Source organism: Actinomyces howellii, from assembly GCF_900637165.1.
GTDB lineage: Bacteria > Actinomycetota > Actinomycetes > Actinomycetales > Actinomycetaceae > Actinomyces > Actinomyces howellii.
Window position 1 is genome coordinate 1 of sequence record NZ_LR134350.1, and the last position, 14,486, is coordinate 14,486.

Genomic DNA, 14,486 nt, shown 5'->3' on the forward strand with positions numbered 1-14,486 from the left:
ATGGCATCGGCCTCGCCCAGCACCCCGGGTGTCTCACGGCGAGAGGCGCTGCGTGTCGTCCCGGTCCTGGGCGCGGCCGCGCTCCTCGCGACCCCGGCCGCGTGCTCGGTGGGCTCCGGCTCGTCTCGGGCGACCAGCACGCCGACGGTGGCCGCGGCGATCCCCGACGGCGTCATCACGGCCGGGGTCTCCGAGGCGGTGGGCGGGCACGGCTACGACCCGATGACGACCACGGGCGCGCTGGCGGTGGCCGCCAACTGGCACACGATGGAGGGCCTCACCGAGCTCCACCCCGAGGACCGCAAGGTCTACGCGGCCCTGGCCGACGACCTTCCCTCGGCCGTCGACGACACGACCTACGAGATCACCCTGCGCGACGGCGCGGTCTTCGCCGACGGGTCCCCGGTGACCGTCGAGGACGTCGTCTTCTCCTTCGAGCGCGTCCGGGACCCGGCCAACGGCTCCGTGTACGCCCAGCTCATCAGCTTCCTCGACACGGTGACGATCAAGGACGACACGACCCTGACGATCACGACGAAGGCCCCCTACACCCTCGTGTCCGAGCGGCTCTCCGTGGTCAAGATCGTGCCCCGCGCCGTCGTCGAGGCCGACCCCGAGGGCTTCGACTCCCTCCCGGTGGGATCGGGGCCCTACCGGATGACCGACAACGGGGCGCAGAGCCAGACCGTCGTCTTCGAGCGCAACGACCACTACAACGGCCCCCTGCCCGCGCTGGCCAAGTCGATGACCTGGCAGGTCCTGCCCGACGCCACCGCCCGCGCCAACGCCATCATGTCGGGGACCGTGCAGGTCATCAACGCCGCCCCCCTGGACGACCTGCCGACGATGGTCAACCCGGTCACGATCGCGCAGGAGCAGGCCTTCGCCCCCGTGTTCGCCCTGTTCAACTGCCAGACCCTGTCGGACGCCAGGGCCCGTCAGGCGATCATGTACGCCCTGGACTACGAGAGGATCTGCGAGACGGGCATGGCGGGGCTGGCCACGGCCGCGACCTGCTACGTCCAGCAGGGCCACCCCGCCTACCGGCGGGCGTCGACCGTGTACGGGTACGACCCCGCCAAGGCCGCATCGCTCCTGGCCGAGGCGGGCATCACGAGCATCCGGGCGATGTGCACCGACCACGCGCTGCTGGCGGGGGTGCGCCCGATCATCAAGGACAACCTCGAGGCGCTGGGCGTGCCCGTCTCCTTCGTCGAGCGGCAGGCGGCCGTCGCCTACGAGGGCATCGACTCCGGGGCGGAGGTGGTCGACGTCCTGTTCGCCCCTGAGGACCCCTCGGTCTTCGGGGCTGACGCCGACCTGCTCCTGCGCTGGTTCTACTCCTCAGACCTGTGGGCCGACACCCGCATGCACTGGAAGGGCAGCGAGTCCTACCACGAGGTGCAGGCGGCCCTCGACGAGGCCGTCGGCCTGACCGGCGGCCCGCAGCTGACCGCATGGCGCAGGGCCTTCGACATCATCTCCGAGCAGGTCCCGCTCTACCCCCTGTTCCACCGACGGACCCCGACCGCCTACGACGCCACGACCCTCCCGGGCTTCAAGCCGATCGCCCTGCCGGGCCTGTCCTTCGTCGACGTCGGCTCGGCGAAGGCCTGAGACCCGCGGGCGCCGGTCGGCCCGCGGTGGGCCCAGCAGTGGGGCGGATGTGACGGGTGTGACGGATGGGGCGCGTGGGGGTTGCATTTTCGGCCGCCACGCCGTGGAAACACCGTCATATCTGACAAATCGGCCGGTTTGTGCATAGCGTTGAGGCCATTGGCACCGGTACGGAAGGTGCCAACCCACGATTGAGAGGCTGATACATGTCCGTCAACCGCACCGAGCTCATCGCTGCCATCGCTGAGAAGGCCGGTCTGACCAAGACCGACGCCGACGCCTTCCTCGGAGCCTTCCAGGACGTCCTCGTCGAGAACGTCGCCAAGGGCGAGGCCGTGAAGATCACCGGTCTCATGGGTGTCGAGCGTGTGGAGCGCGCCGCGCGCACCGGCCGCAACCCCCGCACCGGTGAGGAGATCCAGATCCCGGCCGGGTACGGCGTCAAGCTGACCGTCGGCTCCGCGCTCAAGAAGGCCGTCGCCAAGTGACTGCGTGCTGAGCGCCCGGGCCCCTCGACGCAGGAGGCCCGTCCAGCGCTCCTCACGGCGCGCCGCCCCTCCGGGGTGGCGCGCCGTCGTCGTACCCGGCGCCCAGCAGCGTTCCTCCTGGCGGAGGATGTGACGAGGCGCACGGGCTGCGCATGATCGAGCCATGAGCAACCCGCAGACGCGCGCACCGGTGCCACCTGAACGCCCTCGCACGGGACGAGGTGCCCCGGTGGCCTCTGCCTTCACCGGACCGGGGCCCGAGGGCGGCCCCCAGGCCCTGGTCCTCGACGGCCTGGTCAAGCGCTTCGGGTCCACCGTCGCGGTCGGAGGCCTGTCCCTGACGGTGCCCACCGGGAGCATCTACGGGGTCGTCGGTCCTAACGGCGCGGGCAAGACGACGACCCTGTCGATGGCCACCGGCCTGCTCGTCCCCGACGCCGGCCGAGCGCTCGTCCACGGCGTCGACGTGTGGGCGGAGCCGCGGCGCGCCAAGTCCCACCTGGGCGTCCTGCCCGACGGGCTGCGCACCTTCGACCGCCTCAACGGCCTGGAGCTCGTCAGCTACTCCGGGCTCCTGCGGGGCATGGCGCGCGACGTCGTCACCGCCCGGGCCACCCAGCTCCTCCACGTCCTGGGGCTGTGGGAGGCAGGGAGGACTCTCGTGGCGGACTACTCGGCGGGCATGCGCAAGAAGGTGCACCTGGCGTGCGCGCTCGTCCACTCCCCGGCGGTCCTCGTGCTCGACGAGCCCTTCGAGGCCGTCGACCCCCTGTCGGCCCAGACGATCCAGGGCATCCTGTCCGACTTCGCCGCAGCCGGGGGCACCATCGTCATCTCCAGCCACGTCATGGCCACCGTCCAGCGCTTCTGCAGCCACGTGGCCATCATCAACCGCGGGCAGGTCGTCGCGGCCGGCACGACGGAGCAGGTCGCCGCCGGGGCCGACCTGGAGGACCGCTTCGCCCAGCTCGTGGGCGCGCCGCGCACGAGGGAGGGACTGGCATGGTTGCGACCCTCATCCGACTGAGGTGGCGCCTGACCCTGAACGCGCTGAGGACCGACGCGTGGGCGGTGGTCGGCACGGTCCTGGCCCTCGCCCAGGCCGCAGCGACCCTCCTCCTCCTGACCGTCGGGGCCGTCGCGCTCGGATCGCTGGCCCCGCAGGCAGCCGCCCCCGTCCTGGCCGGCTCAGGGGCGCTGACCGTCCTGGGATGGGTGCTCGTGCCGCTGCTGTTCACCGGGGCCGACTCGACGCTCGACCCGCGCGCCATGGCGGCGTGGATCGCCCCCTCGCGCTCGCTGGCCACCGGTCTGGCCATGGCCTCCGCCTTCGGGCTGCCCGGCGTGGTCACTGCCGTCGTCATGTGCCTGCCGGTGCTCGTGTGGGCGCTCGCGGGCCAGTGGGGCGCCGCCCTGCTCGCCCTCGTCCTGGCGCCGGCGGCGCTGGCCACCTGCGTCCTGGCCTCCCGGGTCGTCGTCATCGGCGTCGGGGTCTCGACCTCGCGGCACGGCCGGGACCTCGTGGCCTTCGTGGGAGGCGTCGTCGTGCTGACGGCGGCCTTCATCCCCTCGGTGCTCAACATGCTCGCGGTCGGTGGGGGATCGCTCCTCGACAGGCTCGTGGGCCCGGCCCGCCTTGCGGGGATGACGCCGCTGGGCTGGGCGACCAGCGCCCCGGGGCTCCTGGCCCAGGGTCGCACGACGGCGGCGCTGCTCATGTCCCTGGGGGCGGTGGCGCTGCCCCTGGTCCTGGTTCCCCTGTGGGGAAGGGTCGTCACCCGTGTCATGACCGGACCGGCCCGCTCGAGGGCCGACCGCCGCGGCCGGGCCCGGGCGCTGGCGGACGCCGGCGGCGTGCTGCCCTGGCAACGGCGCCTGGCCCGCGTCCTGTCGGGCCCTGCGGCCGCCGTGGCGGCCAGGTGCCTGCGCTACTGGCGCACCGACCCCCGTTACCTCGTGTCCATGATGAGCGCCGTCGTCGTCCCGGTCCTCATCCTGGCGGTCGGTGCCATGGGGACGTCCACGGGAGGGATCCGGTTCGAGGTCGGTGGTGAGCCCTCGGTCGTGTCCTGGACCTGGGGGCAGGCCCCCGCGCTGCTCCTGTGGCTTCCGCCCGTCCTGGCGCTCATGTGCGCCTGGTCGGTGCACGACGACCTGGCCTTCGACTCCACCGCGCTGTGGACGCACGTGTCGGCCGGGCTGCGCGGGCGCGACGACATGGCCGGCCGGGTCCTGGCCCTGGCCGTGTGGCACCTGCCCGTGCTCGTGGCGCTCACCGCGCTGTGCGCCGCCTGGACGGGAACCTGGCAGGCGGCGCCCGCCGTGCTGGGGGCCTCGCTGGGCCTGTTCGGGGCGGGGGCCGCCTGGTCGTGCGTCTCGGGCGTCCTGCTGCCGTACCAGACCAACGCCCCGGGGGAGAACCCGATGAAGTCTCGTGGATCCGGCATGGTGATGGTCGCCGCGCTCATCCAGATGATCGGGATGCTCCTCGTCGTCGTCATGGCGGGCCCGGCCGTCGCCGGCCTGGCCTTCCTCATGGTCTCAGGCACCTGGGGCTGGTCCGTCACCGTCCTGGTCCTGGGGGTGGTCTGGGGAGCCGCGCTGGCGTGGGCCGGGATCGTGTGGGCCGGTCGGCTGCTCGACCGCCGCTACGTCAGGGTGCTGTCGACCATCCGCTCCTGGCCGGGGCACGACGATCCCCGCTGAGCCCCGCAGAGCCCCGCAGAGCCTCGAGGTGGCTCGAGTGAGCCGGTGGTCGTCCGGGCGGGCGCCACGGTGCACTCCCTCGGTGCGCCGCCCGGTGCGGTACCTTACCGTTGAGGGCGGGCGCGGTGCAGCGCCCCGCCGTCAGCCCGGGGCGCCGCCGCCCCGACCGAGGAAGGGAAACCGCCGTGGAGCTCGTCATCCTGGACAGTGCCGAGGACATCGCCCAGCGCGCCGCCGACGTCGTCGAGGACCTCCTGCGCACCAAACCGGACGCTGTCCTGGGCACGGCCACGGGGTCGAGCCCCCTGCCCCTGTACGACGAGCTCGTCCGTCGCTACGAGGCCGGCAGGATCTCCTTCAAGGACGTCACCGGGTTCATGCTCGACGAGTACGTCGGGCTGCCCGCCGACCACCCCGAGCGCTACTCGGCGTTCATGGAGACCCACCTGCGCTCCCGGATCGACATGGCGCCCGGCGCCCTCCACGGCCCCGACGCCCTGAGTGACGACCTCGAGGCGGCCTGCCGGGACTACGAGGCGCAGATGGCCCGTGCCGGCTACTGCGACCTTCAGATCCTGGGGATCGGAACCGACGGGCACATCGGCTTCAACGAGCCGGGAGGCGCCCTGGACTCGGTGACCCACGTCGGTGTCCTGGCCGAGCAGACCCGACGGGACAACGCCCGCTTCTTCGACGGCGACCTCGACGCGGTCCCCACCCACTGCCTCACCCAGGGCCTGAGCACCATCATGCGGGCCCGCAGGCTCCTGCTCATCGCCACCGGCGAGAACAAGGCGCAGGCCGTGGCCCACCTCGTCGACGGCGAGGTCAGCGCCCAGTGGCCGGCCACGGTCATGCAGAACCACCCGGACGCGCTCGTCCTGGTCGACCCGCAGGCCGCCAGCCTGCTCAGGCGCTGAGGGCGCCGCCGGCCCGGTCCTGGGCGCCGGGGGAGAGCGCCGCCACAGGACGGTGCCGTGGTCGTCGCCGGCGGGCGGCCTACACTGGGCCCATGCCTCAGACCAGCTCCGCCGTCGACACCGTCGACTCCGCCGACCCCGCCGACCCCGGCTCGCCCAGCGACCCGGGCGCCGGTCCCGGCCAGTCGGTCGGTACCGCGGTCCTCGAGCGCGAGGAGCTCCAGTCGACCGACGACGGCGACGCCGACCGCTTCGCGCACTACGTGCGCAAGGACCGCATCGAGGCCGCGGCCGCCACGGGGCGCCCCGTCGTCGCCCTGTGCGGGAAGGTCTGGACCCCGGGGCGGGACCCGTCGAAGTACCCGGTGTGCCCGACCTGCAAGAAGATCTACGACGAGCTGCACTCGGAGGGGTCGGGAGGACAGGGCGGCCCGCGCCGCCCGCGCTTCCCCTTCGGGCGAGGCGGTCGGTGAGCCCGGCGCGCGGCACCCAGGCACAGCGCCACCACCCGACCCAGCCCTCCATCTTCGCCGCGGAGCACCTGCCCCCGGCGTACCCGCAGCGTGCCGCCTGGGGCACGACGCGGCCGCTGCGCGCCTGGCAGGCAGCCGCCCTGGAGGCCTACCTGAGCGAGATGCCCGAGGACTTCCTGGCCGTGGCGACCCCCGGGGCGGGCAAGACCACCTTCGCCCTGAGGGTGGCCGCCGAGCTGCTCTCACGTGGGGAGGTCCACAAGGTGACCGTCGTGTGCCCCACCGAGCACCTCAAGTACCAGTGGGCCGAGGCCGCGGCGCGCGTGGGCATCCGCGTCGACCCCAGCTTCACCAACAGCCAGGGCGCGCTCGGGGCGCGCTTCGACGGCGTGGCCCTCACCTACGCGCAGGTGGCGGCCAACCCCAACCTCCACCGCGCCCGGACCGACGCTGCCCGCACCCTGGTCATCCTCGACGAGATCCACCACGGCGGGGACGCCCGCTCCTGGGGCGACGCGATCCGCGAGGCCTTCACCCCCGCCCGGCGCCGCCTGGCGCTGACCGGAACCCCCTTCCGCTCCGACGAGGCCGCGATCCCCTTCGTGCGCTACGTCGAGGAGGAGGGGGGCGCCAGCAGGTCCCGGGCGGACTTCACCTACGGCTACGCCGAGGCGCTGCGCGACGGCGTGGTGCGCCCGGTCATGTTCATGAGCTACTCGGGGGAGATGCGCTGGCGCACCAAGGCGGGTGACGAGGTCGCCGCACGCCTGGGGGAGCCGCTGACCAAGGACCTGGAGTCCCAGGCCTGGCGCACCGCCCTGGACCCGGGCGGGGAGTGGATCCCGGCGGTGCTGGCCGCAGCCGACCAGCGCCTCACCGAGGTCCGCCGCCAGGTGCCCGACGCCGGGGGGCTGGTCATCGCCACCGACCAGGCCGCGGCGCGGGCCTACGCCGCCCAGCTCCGGGCGGTCACGGGCGAGGCGCCCACGGTCGTGCTGTCCGACGACTCGGGAGCCTCCAGCCGCATCGAGGCCTTCTCGGCCTCGACCGACCGGTGGATGGTCGCGGTGCGGATGGTCTCCGAGGGCGTCGACGTCCCGCGCCTGGCCGTCGGGGTCTACGCCACCTCGACCTCCACGCCGCTCTTCTTCGCCCAGGCGGTGGGCCGCTTCGTGCGCTCGCGGGCGCGGGGGGAGACCGCCAGCGTCTTCCTGCCCTCGGTGACCCCGCTTCTGGGCCTCGCCGGGGAGATGGAGGTGGCGCGCGACCACGTCCTGGGCGGTGCCCGACCGGTCGACGAGGACGCGCTCTTCGCCCCGGAGGACAGGCTCATCGCCCAGGCCAACAGGCAGGAGCGGGCCTCCGACGACCTCTTCGGCGCCTTCGAGGCGATGGAGGCCACCGCGGAGTTCGACCGCGTCCTGTTCGACGGCGGCGAGTTCGGCACGGGGGCGATGGTCGGCAGTGTCGAGGAGCAGGAGTACCTGGGGCTGCCCGGTCTCCTCGAGCCCGAGCAGGTGACCGCGCTCCTGCGCCAGCGCCAGGACAAGCAGATCCTGGCCCAGAAGCGGCAGGCCGCCGCGGCGGCCCGGCGGCGGGACAACTCCGGCGTCGACGACGCGCGCAGGCGGGCGGCGGCGCGCAAGGAGCTCTCCCAGCTCGTGTCGGCCTGGTCGCGTCGCTCCGGCCAGCCCCACGGCGTCGTCCACACCGACCTGCGCAGGGTGTGCGGAGGGCCTGAGGTCGCCCAGGCCTCGACCGAGGAGATCCTCAAGCGCGTCGAGACCCTGCGCCGCTGGTTCGTCGGCCGGCGCTGAGGCCCTCGGGCCCTGGCCCCGCGCGGGCGCGGGTCAGCGGCGCTGCGCGCTGCGCCCGTCGAGGTCGAGGTGGCGCGTGGGGACCGCGGGCTCCCCGTCGCTCAGGCGCCAGGCCGGATAGGGCAGCTCGGCGCGTGAGACCCGGTGCCGCTCGGCGGCGGCGGCCAGCGCCCCCGGGCCCCGGTGCTCCTCGATGATCCGGCCCTCGGTGATGAGGTCGACCTGAAGCGGACGGGCACCGGCCTGCGCGAGGGCCTCGAGGGCCTCGGCCTGCGAGCGGGCCGACACGACGAGCTCCTCGGCCGCCGAGCCGGAGGCGTCCGCGACGCGGCCGGCCCACTTGCGGCCCCCCACCGTCGACTTGCCGCCCTCGGAGAACTTCGCGACCTCCTGCATGACGCCCTGGGCGTCGGCGCGCTCGACGAGCTTGTAGACGAGGGCGGCCGTCGGGCGGCCCGAGCCGGTGACGAGCTTGGTGCCCACCCCGTAGGAGTCGACCGGCGCGGCACCCAGGGCGGCGATGGCGTGCTCGTCGAGGTCGTTGGTCACGGTGATCCGCGTCGTCGTGGCGCCCAGCGAGTCGAGCTGGGCGCGGACCTTGAAGGCCTCGGCCACGAGGTCGCCGGAGTCCAGACGCACCGCTCCGAGCTCACCGCCGGCCGCGCGCGCCGCCGCCACCGCGCGCTCGACCCCCCGGGAGATGTCGTAGGTGTCGACGAGGATCGTCGTGCCCGGGCCCAGGCTGGCCACCTGCGCGGCGAAGGCCTCCTCCTCGGAGTCGTGCAGGAGGGTGAAGGAGTGCGCCGAGGTCCCCACGGTGGGGATGCCGTAGCGCATACCGGCCTCCAGGCAGCTCGTGCCCACGAAACCGCCGACGACGGCCGCGCGGGCAGCGGCCACCGCAGCCTGCTCGTGGGCGCGGCGTGCGCCGAAGTCGACGCAGGGCCGGCCGTGGGCGGCGATCGTCATCCGGGAGGCAGCCGAGGCGACGGCGCAGTCGTAGTTGTAGATCGACAGCGCCACGGTCTCCAGGATGCAGGCCTCGGCGAAGGTCCCCTCGACGGTGAGCAGCGGCGAGCCGGCGAAGTAGCACTCGCCCTCGGCGTAGCCGCGGACGGTCCCGGTGAACCGGTAGCCGCGCAGGTAGTCCAGCGTCGTGTCGTCGACCACCCCGGTGCGGTGGAGGAAGTCGATCTGGGCGGGGGAGAAGGTGAAGGCCTCGATGGCGTCCAGGAGGCGGCCCGTGCCGGCCACGACACCGAAGCGCCGCGAGGACGGTAGCCGCCGTCCGAACAGCTCGAAGACGCTGGGGCGCTCGGCCGTCCCGGCGCGCAGGGAGGCCTGGAGCATCGTCAGCTCGTACATGTCGGTGAGCAGGGAGGTGCTGGGTGCCGTGCCGTCGGGGGCGGCCTCAGGCCGGGACGTCGCAGATGTCATGGCCGTCAACCTACTACCGCTCGGGCCGGTTCCGGCGCCGGTGAGGGGAGGCCGGGCGCAGGCGGCCCCGCGCCACGGCCCGCCTGGGCCGCAGGCGGGCCGGGCCCGGCTACCCTGACAGCATGTCCCGCACAGCACCTGCCGCCGACCCCGAGGTCATGGACGAGGCGCGCACGGCGGCCCAGCGCCTGTGGTGCACCGTCGTCCACGACGACCCCGTCAACACGATGGACTACGTCACCTGGGTCTTCCACTCCTACTTCGGCTTCCCGGTCCCGCTGGCCAGGCGCCGCATGATGGAGGTCCACACCCGGGGGCGCGCCGTCGTCTCCCGTGGGACGCGCGAGAGGATGGAGGTCGACGTCACCTCGATGCACTCCTACGGGCTGCGTGCCACGATCGAGCCGATGGGCGGTCCGGACCCCGGGTCCCCCGAGGGCGGGGAGGGCTGATGCGCGCCTTCAGCGCCGGTGAGCAGGGGTACACCTCGGTCCTGGAGACCTGGGAGAGGGAGTACCTGGCCGGTCTGCTCGAGCAGGTCGCCGACATCCTGGCCGAGCCCGGCCACGGCGCGCGCCCGAGCGCAGCGCCCGGCGTGCCGAGGGCCGGGGAGTCCGAGCACGACGCCGAGGTCCTGGCCGCCCTCGACTTCCAGGTCACCGCACCGCAGGCGCAGGACCCCGGGCCGGGACCGGTGACGGGGGCCGCGCTGGCCTCGGTGCTCGACGTCCTGCTGCCGGACGCCTGCGAGGACCCCGGGGTCGCCGTCGAGATCGCGGGGATGGTGCGCGACCAGCTGCGCTCGGACAAGCGGGCGCGTCTGCTCCAGGTCGCGGCTCAGCTGCGCGAGCCCAGCGGCGCCCACGGCGCGGTCCTCGTGCCGCGCGGACAGGAGGCCACCTGGCTCGGCGCCCTCAACGACGTCCGCCTCGTGCTGGCCGAGCGGCTGGGTATCGACTCCGCCGAGGCCGCCCGCGCCGCCCACGCCACCGCCTGGCAGGACCCGCCCTCGCAGGAGGAGGACCACGCCAGGTGGCGTCGGGCGATCGCGCTGTCCTACGACATGCTCACCTGGTGGCACGAATCACTGGTCACCGTCGTGCTCGACGGCGAGGACGCCGCATAGTCTCACAGACGTGAATGACGCGGCCATCGGGATCTTCGACTCGGGAGTCGGTGGTCTGACCGTCGCCCGTGCGGTGATGAACCAGCTCCCTGGGGAGCGGATCCTCTACATCGGGGACACGGCCAACACCCCCTACGGGCCCCGCCCCATCGCCGAGGTGCGCGAGCTCGCGCTGGGGATCATGGACGAGCTCGTCGACTCCGGGGTCAAGATGCTCGTCATCGCCTGCAACACCGCGTCGGCTGCCGTGCTGCACGACGCCCGCAGCCGCTACACCCTGGGCAGGGGCGTCCCCGTCGTCGAGGTCATCCACCCGGCCGCCCGCGCCGCGGCCCGCGTGACCCGCAACGGGCGGGTCGGCCTCATCGCCACCCAGGGGACGGTCGACTCGCGCGCCTACTCCGACGCGCTGTCAGCCGTCCCCGGCGTCGAGCTCATGCAGGTGGCCTGCCCCCGGTTCGTCGAGCTCGCCGAGCGCGGGGTGACCACGGGCCCCGAGGTCCTGTCGACGGCGGAGGACTACCTCGCTCCGGTCAAGCGCGCAGGCGTCGACACCCTCATCCTGGGCTGCACCCACTACCCGCTGCTCGCGGGCCCGATCTCCTACGTCATGGGGGAGGAGGTCACGCTGGTGACCTCCAGCGAGGAGACGGCCAAGGACGTCTACCGCGAGCTGGCCCGCCGTGAGCTGCTGCGCGACGAGCACGCAGGAGCCCCGGAGCACGAGTTCCGCTCGACCGGCGACCCGCAGGCCTTCACGGTCCTGGCGCGCCGCTTCCTGGGCCCGGAGGTCAGGCGGGTCACCCGCACCGACGCCGACGACCAGCCCCGTGACGGGGCGGATCCCGGGCCGCTGAGCGCTGAGAGCATCGAGAGCGCACCCGCGCCCCCCGTCCTCACGAGCCCCGTCCTCGACGGGGCCGCCACCAGTCCCTCCAGTCCCTGACCGCGCCGCAAGAGGACAGCGTATGAAGCTCACGATCATCGGCTGCACCGGGAGCATGTCGGGACCACGCTCGTCGGCGTCGTCCTACCTCCTCCAGGCCCGAGGGCCGGGTGCGCAGGGGGAGAGGACCTTCTCCCTCCTGCTCGACCTGGGACCGGGCTCCATGGGCAGGCTGCTGCGGCACCTCGACCCGGGGGAGGTCGACGCCGTGGCGATCTCCCACTGCCACGCCGACCACATGGTCGACCTCGTGGGCATGCACGTCTACCGCCGCTGGCACCCCGGCGGAGCGCTGGGCCCGGTCATGACGCTCGGGCCCTCCGAGCTCCTTGAGCGCCTGCGCGGGGTCGATGGCACCGGTGCGCAGGAGGACTACTCGACCGAGTTCACCTTCCGCACGGCCGTGCCCGGTCAGGCGGTGCGCGTGGGGCCGATGACGATCACCCCCTTCGCCGTCCTGCACCCGGTGGAGGCCTACGGCTACCGCGTCGAGGGCCCCAGCGAGCACGGGCCGGGCACCGTGTCGATGGCCTTCACCGGCGACACCGACCTGTGCGAGGGGGCCGAGGCCCTGTCCGACGGGGTCGACCTGCTCCTGGCCGAGGCCGCCTTCCTCGAGGGCCGTGACACCTTCCGGGGGATGCACCTGACCGGCAGGCGCGCCGGCCAGCTGGCCGCGGGCACGAGCGGCGCAGGCGGCCGCCGTCCCGCCGGGCGCCTCGTGCTCACCCACATCCAGCCGTGGACCGACCCCGCGGACACCCTGCGGGAGGCGGCCGCCGTCTACAGCGGCCCCCTGCACGTCGCGACCAGCGACGCCACCTGGGAGATCTGAGGTGGCCGCTGCGCCACGGCAGGACCCCCCTCGCCTCGCCTACACCCCGGCCGTGCCCGACGGCCCCGACCGGCCCTGGACGCGGGGTCGCCGGACGCGCTGGTGGCTCGTCGTCCCGGCCGACCTCGTGTCGGTGGCGGTGTCGGTGGCCCTGGCCGCCGCCTCGACCAAGACCCTGGCGGACACGCCGGCGCTCTGGTGGTCCCAGCTGTGGGGGCCGCTGGCCGGACTCGGGCTCGGCTGGTTGCTCGCTCTCGTGGTCGCCCGGGGGCAGGACCACCTCGAGGTCCCCGGGCCCGGGGCCCTCGTCACCGTCGTCGCGTGGGCGGGCTGGGCGGCCTCCCGGACCTGGACGGGTCGCCTCTCACTGGACTGGGCGCTCATGAGCCTCGTGCTCCTGGGGGCCACGACCCTGGGGTGGCGCGTCCTGTACGGCTACGCCAAGGCTCATGACTCCATGGTCCCCAAGCCCGTCCAACGCCGCCTGGACGCCCAGGCGGCCCGCGACCTCCAAGGCCGCCAGGACCCCCGGGACGCCCAGGACCTTCAGGCTGCGCAGGACCCGCAGGCCGCCCAGGGCACGACCCCGGAGCGGTGACGGCGGCGACCGCGGCGACGGCACCGTGCCTCAGGCGCCGCGGGCCCCAGCCCGCCGCTCAGGGCGCCAGGAGCTCGGCGAGGACCGGCAGCAGGTCGCGGAAGGCCTGGCCCCGGTGGGAGATCGCGTTCTTCTCCGCGGGAGTCATCTGCGCGGTCGTGCGCCCCGTGCCGGCGGCGTCCTCGGCGGTGGGAACGAAGACCGGGTCGTAGCCGAAACCGCCCTCGCCCACGGGCTCGCGCAGCAGCCGGCCCTCCATGGAGCGCTCGACGACGACCGGCTCGGGCCGCTGCGGGACGACGAGCACCGCAGCGCAGGTGAAGCGTGCCGTGCGGTGGGCGTCGGCGACGTCGCTGAGCTGATCGAGCAGGAGGCGCGTGTTGGCCGCGTCGTCTCCGTGGCGACCCGACCAGCGCGCTGAGAAGATCCCCGGCGCCCCGCCGAGCACGTCGACGCACAGGCCCGAGTCGTCGGCCACCGCGGGCAGGCCCGTGGCCCGCGACAGGGCACGCGCCTTGATCTCCGCGTTGGCTGCGAAGCTCAGCCCGTCCTCAACCGGCTCGGCAACGTTGAGCTGTGCGGCCGAGACGACGTGGTGGTCCTCGAGGCCCGGGACGACCGGGGTCAGGATCGCGCGCAGCTCGGCGAGCTTGCCAGGGTTGTGGGTGGCCAGGACCAGCCGGGCGCCCTCGGGAACCACCTGTGCCGGGTCGGTCATGCTCCCGCCTCCTTGTCGAGGGTGGAGACCGTGAAGGCCGTGTCCGAGGGGCCGGCCAGCGCCCTGGCCTGGAGCTCCGTCAGCTCCGCGGTGCCCTTGGAGGCCAGGTCGAGCAGGGCGGCCAGCTCGTCGCGGTTGAAGGGCGCCATCTCCGCGGTGCCCTGGACCTCGATGAACTTGCCCGCGCCGGTCTGCACGACGTTCATGTCGGTGTGGGCGCGCACGTCCTCCTCGTAGGGGAGGTCGAGGCAGGGGCGCCCGTCGATGATCCCGACGCTGACCGCCGCCAGGGAGTCGGACAGGACCGGGGCGCCCGAGCGCGCCTTGACCAGGCCGCGGTCGGTGCCCCAGGCCACGGCGTCCGCCAGCGCCACGTAGGCCCCCGTGATCGCGGCGGTGCGGGTCCCGCCGTCGGACTGGAGCACGTCGCAGTCCAGGGCGATCGTGTGCTCGCCCAGCGCGGCGACGTCGACGACCCCGCGCAGCGCACGGCCGATGAGGCGGGAGATCTCGTGGGTGCGGCCACCGACCTTGCCCCGCACCGACTCCCGGCCGCTGCGCTCGGACCCGGCGCGCGGGAGCATCGCGTACTCGGCGGTCACCCATCCCTGGCCGCCGCCCTTGCGCCAGCGCGGCACCCCCTCGGTGAAGGAGGCGACGCACAGGACGCGTGTGCGCCCGAACTCGATGAGGACCGAGCCCTCGCCGTGGTCGAGCCAGTTGCGGGTGATGGTCACGGGGCGCAGCTCGTCGGGTGCGCGCCCGTCCTTGCGGAGGGCGGGGGATGGTGTCACCGGGCCAGGGT

The 14,486-nt window shown here is 73.8% G+C and carries 15 protein-coding genes; 12 read left to right on the forward strand and 3 right to left on the reverse strand.

All coding sequences use genetic code 11. The annotated features are described in order from the left end of the window. The 7 genes from EL245_RS00005 (at nt 1) to EL245_RS00035 (ending at nt 8,021) form a co-directional block, all read left to right on the forward strand. Nucleotides 1–1,617, forward strand: a complete 1,617-nt coding sequence (locus tag EL245_RS00005; protein ID WP_126380974.1) for an ABC transporter substrate-binding protein — start codon at nt 1–3, stop codon at nt 1,615–1,617. Nucleotides 1,618–1,823: 206 nt separating this feature from the next. Further along, nucleotides 1,824–2,105, forward strand: a complete 282-nt coding sequence (locus EL245_RS00010; protein ID WP_126380976.1) for an HU family DNA-binding protein — start codon at nt 1,824–1,826, stop codon at nt 2,103–2,105. 163 nt (nt 2,106–2,268) lie between these two features. Continuing rightward, nucleotides 2,269–3,132, forward strand: a complete 864-nt coding sequence (locus EL245_RS00015; protein ID WP_126380978.1) for an ABC transporter ATP-binding protein — start codon at nt 2,269–2,271, stop codon at nt 3,130–3,132. After that, a complete protein-coding gene (locus EL245_RS00020; protein ID WP_126380980.1) occupies nt 3,108–4,811 on the forward strand; it encodes a phosphatidylethanolamine N-methyltransferase family domain-containing protein in 1,704 nt (567 codons plus the stop codon). Before EL245_RS00015 ends, EL245_RS00020 begins: the two co-directional genes overlap by 25 nt. A gap of 185 nt (nt 4,812–4,996) precedes the next feature. Then, complete coding sequence (gene nagB / locus EL245_RS00025) at nt 4,997–5,731, forward strand: glucosamine-6-phosphate deaminase (protein ID WP_126380982.1); 735 nt, start codon at nt 4,997–4,999, stop codon at nt 5,729–5,731. Nucleotides 5,732–5,823: 92 nt separating this feature from the next. Continuing rightward, nucleotides 5,824–6,204, forward strand: coding sequence for a DUF3039 domain-containing protein (locus EL245_RS00030; protein WP_126380984.1), 381 nt, complete (start codon nt 5,824–5,826; stop codon nt 6,202–6,204). Continuing rightward, a complete protein-coding gene (locus EL245_RS00035) occupies nt 6,201–8,021 on the forward strand; it encodes a DEAD/DEAH box helicase (RefSeq protein WP_126380986.1) in 1,821 nt (606 codons plus the stop codon). The genes EL245_RS00030 and EL245_RS00035 overlap by 4 nt, the downstream gene beginning before the upstream one ends. 33 nt (nt 8,022–8,054) lie before the next feature. Here EL245_RS00035 and EL245_RS00040 read toward each other — a convergent pair whose 3' ends face one another. Further along, nucleotides 8,055–9,458 carry a nicotinate phosphoribosyltransferase gene (locus EL245_RS00040; protein ID WP_126380988.1) on the reverse strand — a complete coding sequence of 468 codons (1,404 nt, stop codon included), beginning with the start codon at nt 9,456–9,458 and terminating at the stop codon, nt 8,055–8,057. 122 nt (nt 9,459–9,580) lie between these two features. Between EL245_RS00040 and clpS the strand changes: the two genes are divergently transcribed. The 5 genes from clpS to EL245_RS00065 are packed head-to-tail and all read left to right on the forward strand — an operon-like array spanning nt 9,581 to nt 12,963. After that, complete coding sequence (clpS, locus tag EL245_RS00045; protein ID WP_126380990.1) at nt 9,581–9,910, forward strand: ATP-dependent Clp protease adapter ClpS; 330 nt, start codon at nt 9,581–9,583, stop codon at nt 9,908–9,910. Beyond that, entirely contained in the window at nt 9,910–10,584 is a 675-nt protein-coding gene (locus tag EL245_RS00050) for a DUF2017 family protein (RefSeq protein WP_126380992.1), read from the forward strand. Before clpS ends, EL245_RS00050 begins: the two co-directional genes overlap by 1 nt. 31 nt (nt 10,585–10,615) lie before the next feature. Continuing rightward, entirely contained in the window at nt 10,616–11,530 is a 915-nt protein-coding gene (gene murI / locus EL245_RS00055; RefSeq protein WP_232009967.1) for a glutamate racemase, read from the forward strand. Nucleotides 11,531–11,552: 22 nt separating this feature from the next. Then, nucleotides 11,553–12,365 (forward strand): MBL fold metallo-hydrolase, encoded by an 813-nt coding sequence (locus tag EL245_RS00060; protein ID WP_126380996.1) that lies wholly within the window; start codon nt 11,553–11,555, stop codon nt 12,363–12,365. 52 nt (nt 12,366–12,417) lie between these two features. Further along, nucleotides 12,418–12,963, forward strand: a complete 546-nt coding sequence (locus EL245_RS00065) for a DUF3054 domain-containing protein (protein WP_197719423.1) — start codon at nt 12,418–12,420, stop codon at nt 12,961–12,963. A gap of 58 nt (nt 12,964–13,021) precedes the next feature. Here EL245_RS00065 and rdgB read toward each other — a convergent pair whose 3' ends face one another. Both rdgB and rph read right to left on the reverse strand, forming a co-directional pair. Then, nucleotides 13,022–13,681 (reverse strand): RdgB/HAM1 family non-canonical purine NTP pyrophosphatase, encoded by a 660-nt coding sequence (gene rdgB, locus EL245_RS00070; protein ID WP_126380998.1) that lies wholly within the window; start codon nt 13,679–13,681, stop codon nt 13,022–13,024. Further along, on the reverse strand, nt 13,678–14,475 hold the full coding sequence (gene rph, locus EL245_RS00075) for a ribonuclease PH (protein ID WP_126381000.1): 798 nt from the start codon (nt 14,473–14,475) through the stop codon (nt 13,678–13,680). Before rph ends, rdgB begins: the two co-directional genes overlap by 4 nt. Nucleotides 14,476–14,486: the final 11 nt, after the last annotated feature.